Below are 3,960 nucleotides of genomic sequence, written 5' to 3' on the forward strand. Positions count from 1 at the left end.
GTCATAGGCTCCGTAAGGGAATTGCCGACTTTGAAATATCCAGCCACACCGAGGAGAGAAAGCTGGATGTAGCACATCATGGTCACGAGATAGTCAATGTCCTGACCGCTGATCAAAATATGATTCTGGAAGTTGAGACCGGCCTTTTCCAGTTTGTACTTCGCCACATTCGCGGCGGCAATCAACGTTGCTCCAGCTCCACAGCAGCAGTCATTGATTTCAACAAATCCCTTCTTTTCTACTTGTGCTACAAGGTCGCCAAATGTGATCTCCGCCATCATGTGACAGACATGGTAGGGCGTAAATATCTGTTTGTGCTCTTTGCTGTTGAGTCCAAGTTCGGTGTAAATATCACCGAGAAAATCTTGCTCTGGGTTTTCCTCAAGAGCCAGAACGGTGTAGGCGAGGAGTTGAGGGAAAAGTTGCTGCTCCTCTTTCTCGTACTTGTTGATGATCCGCAGATAGGTTTTCTCCCGCTCGTCGAAATGGGATTTATCCACCGCGTTAGAAATGCTGCACGCCGCCATAGTCACAAAGTCAGTCCAAATATCCCAATCTCTCCATCGGACAGCAAGGCAGTGGAAAGTTTTCAGAAACTCTTTTTGAGCCGTTCGAGGCTTTCTGACTACCTTCTGAGGCTCAGGTTTCTGAATGGGCTCCGGCTTCATGACTTTTGGCGGTGGCGGCAGCGTATACGTTGGTGCGGGTCTTGGCGGTAATTTCGGGGGATTCGGCGGTTTCCATGGTTCGGGTCTTGGCTTTGGAGTAGGCAGCGCTTTCGGTTTGGGCTTCGTCCGTACACTTGACTTGCGCTTCTTGTTCGGTTTGCTCCAAAACGGTTTCATGGTACATACCCCTTTCAAACACGGCGGAGCGCTGGCTATCAACGAACCAGCGCCCCAGGCATGAATGGACCGTCATAGAAAACGCCAACCGGATTACTCCTCCGGGCCCTCCNCAGCGGCATACTTGGCCGCGAACTCGTCTTCCTCAATAGTGACCCACATGGACTTGAGGTAGGCTTTGACGCCGGTTTTGCCGTTGACCTCCCAGGAGTAGGGACGGATCGTTAAATCCACGTTGCGGATCTCCGCATAGTCAAGGGTGCCGACGGACTCCTCATCCAGCTCAGTCCCGCGCCGGTTCCGCCGGGTCATCATATGGATTACGGGCGGGATGTTCTGGAAACCGACAGCCACCTGGAGATAGTAGCGAGCCGTCTCGTCATCCTCGCGGGGAGCCAGGATGCGAACATTCCAACCGTCATTGATCAGCTTCTGAGCCTCGTCGGGATCGTCGATGAAGACGCAGAAGTTGCGCTGTCCGGCGCGGTTGTACTTGCTCTCGTTACCGGCGAAGTTCCGGAAGAGAAGGCGGGCATTTTCGATCACGATGTTGTCAACATTCTGATAAGCCATTGATAAAGTCTCCTTTTCAAAAATATAAAAGAGAAGACGCCCTGTTACAGGCATCCTCTCCTTCCACAACAGAGTGTGTAGTTTTAGCGCACATCAAAGGCGATGTTGTCGTCGGACTGCCAAGGCTCGCCGGGACTTTCCCACGGCGGGGTATCGTCCTCGACCTTGACGTAAGGGTCTTCGGAGACGAACCACTCGAAGTCACCATAACCGGAAATGTCCTGAATAGCCGCGTCCACCATGGCGTCATAATAGCTCCGGTCGATACCGTCTTGCTTGTCCAGTTGTCTGACCATCTCGGATTCCATCCAGCGGTAGCCCTTCGTGCCAGTCACAGCGGCATAGCCCTTTTCGCCGGTCTTCTTGTTATCCGTTTGGCGAAGCAGGACACCGCCGCCGAAGCCGTCCATCATAGGACAGAACTGACCGACCTTTCCGATAAAGACGTAGTTGTGACCCTGAGCAATGAGATCAGACAACTCCTCGGCTCTTGCACATTTACGCTCCATTTCTGCATCATGAGGGAGCGTCATATCGCAAATATCCTTCCATAGAGTCGTATGCTCTTTCTCATACTCGGACACATCCGGCAGCTTCTCGTTCATATCCAAATATAGAGCATCCTTTACCGACTTGGTCTCGCACATGTCCTCGAAGGTGATCTCCTCATGACTGAAGAGCTTCTTGAACACATAGGGAACCTGGAACTGCGTCCCGGTGGCCGTCCACCAGATTTCTTTCCCAGTTTTTTTGTCAATATGAGGGGTCTTATACTTGGCGATGTAGACGGCATTGTTCACCAGACACATACGGTCATAAGTGTCTTCATGCTCGAAAATATAACCGTAGAGCTTGCCGTAGTCGGTGACAAACTGAATGATCTCCGGCGTAGCATCGGGGATCTTGATGGAGTCCGTCTTGATGTGGGCAACAGTAAAGCCCCGTTTCTGGACCTCGTGCTTGAGGTTGACCATGAACAGGGCTCCGCGTTTGGCGACGATGTTGTCCCGGTTCCGGTTGTCTCGGAAGGGGTTCTCGAAGTTGGCAGAGGTAAGGCCGTAAACCGAGTTGATGGCAATCTTCAGAGCCTGAGCCAGATCAGCAGCGGCGTTCTCATCGGTCAGATACTTTGCCAAAGCGCCGTTCAGCATCTTGCGGGCCCGGTCAAAGTCCTTGTGCTTGATGGCGACACGGGCTTCCTTGATCTCCTCGAACCGCTTGGTGAACTCGGGGCCGAAGAGCTCCTCCGCGATGATGGAACTGGGGTGCATGGAGGCGATGTCCAGCAGGGCGATGTTCCCGTACATTCCGGGCTCGGCATAGACATAGCCGCCTTCGCCAACCTCCTCGCCGCGATAGATGGACTTGCCGTTCTCAAACTTGTACCCAGGGAAGATAGGCCGCTTCTTTTTGTCGAAGGCCGTATACCGATCGAACTCCTGGGAGCCCATGGTAAAAGGCAGATCTCCGTCAGGATCAAATATCTGGCTCACGTCGCCCATATCCCGATAGTTAAACACATCCTGCGGCTTACGGTTCCCGCCAAAGATAATCCGGGCGGTCAGGGTGTTGGTGGTGTCATTGACCGTCATGCCGGCCACGTCCGCCAGAATCTCTCGAGCAACGAAGTCCGCCTTCCGGGCGTTGAATACAGCTTCAGTGGCAATAACGTCGTTGTCGCAGTATTCGGCGACCTTCATCCACATGTTCTCCGGCACCGGCTGATCCCAGGGAAGGCCCAGCTCCTGATGGTGGATGCCCAACTCGATTTCCCACTTCTTCAGAGACTGCTTTTTGGAGCAGAAATCATAGACGTCCGTATACGAGACGTTATACGCCTCACCAAAGAAGCAGTTGTTGCTCCGGGCCTTTTTCTCGCTGCTGATGATGCGCTGGGACAGGTTATAGAGCTGCTCGTTGGTGTATCCCATCAGACGGGCGTAGAGGATGTGATTGTCATACCGGCGGCAGTTGAAGCCGACCAGGTTGAACTTCATCAGTTCCTCAATCTCCTTGGAGGTGGGATTGATCATCCGCACCACCGACGCCCCCGGGCCCTCGAACTTCCAGTTCACCAGGAACAGGTTGGGGAAGACCTCCACGTCGTAGAACACCAGCTTGGCCTTGTCGTCCTTCGCCGAGGGAGACTGATCGTCGGACTTGAACTTCATCCGGTTGACCAGTTTGATGCAATACTCGGATTTGTTGCTGCTGTTGGCCGCGAAGGCCAGAACAGCGTTGCGCATATCCGTCACATCATAGACGAGGCCGCTGTTATAGCTGTCCTCCAGGATCTTATAGATAAAGTCGATGCTGGGCTTAGTATTGGGATGGATCTCCTTATTGAGATTTTGCCTGATCTGTCTTCTAAGCCCTTTCTCGCTTTGGACCACTTTATCGTTTACCACTTTACTTTCTCCTTTCAACGGTAAACCTGAGCTGATCGTCGAGATAGGCAGGTTATTGCTTTTCGACAGCTTCCGGCGCAGGGAGCTCTTTCCCGTAAATATCTTGATCTCAATGTGGTCTGCATAGACCCGGC

At 52.9% G+C, this 3,960-nt stretch carries 4 protein-coding genes; all 4 read right to left on the reverse strand.

Annotation, left to right across the window (positions count from 1 at the left end; translation table 11 throughout):
- Nucleotides 1-527, reverse strand: a 527-nt coding sequence (locus JX325_RS13285) for an N-6 DNA methylase (protein WP_243414086.1), incomplete at its 3' end; no start/stop codon positions are given.
- Nucleotides 528-639: 112 nt separating this feature from the next.
- Nucleotides 640-933 (reverse strand): hypothetical protein, encoded by a 294-nt coding sequence (locus JX325_RS13290; RefSeq protein WP_204791585.1) that lies wholly within the window; start codon nt 931-933, stop codon nt 640-642.
- A gap of 5 nt (nt 934-938) precedes the next feature.
- A complete protein-coding gene (locus JX325_RS13295) occupies nt 939-1,418 on the reverse strand; it encodes a hypothetical protein (RefSeq protein ID WP_204791583.1) in 480 nt (159 codons plus the stop codon).
- Between the two features lie 83 nt (nt 1,419-1,501).
- Nucleotides 1,502-3,826, reverse strand: a complete 2,325-nt coding sequence (locus tag JX325_RS13300; protein WP_374220624.1) for a hypothetical protein — start codon at nt 3,824-3,826, stop codon at nt 1,502-1,504.
- Nucleotides 3,827-3,960: the final 134 nt, after the last annotated feature.

Origin of the sequence: Oscillibacter sp. CU971, from assembly GCF_905219725.1 — a bacterium.
GTDB lineage: Bacteria > Bacillota > Clostridia > Oscillospirales > Oscillospiraceae > Oscillibacter.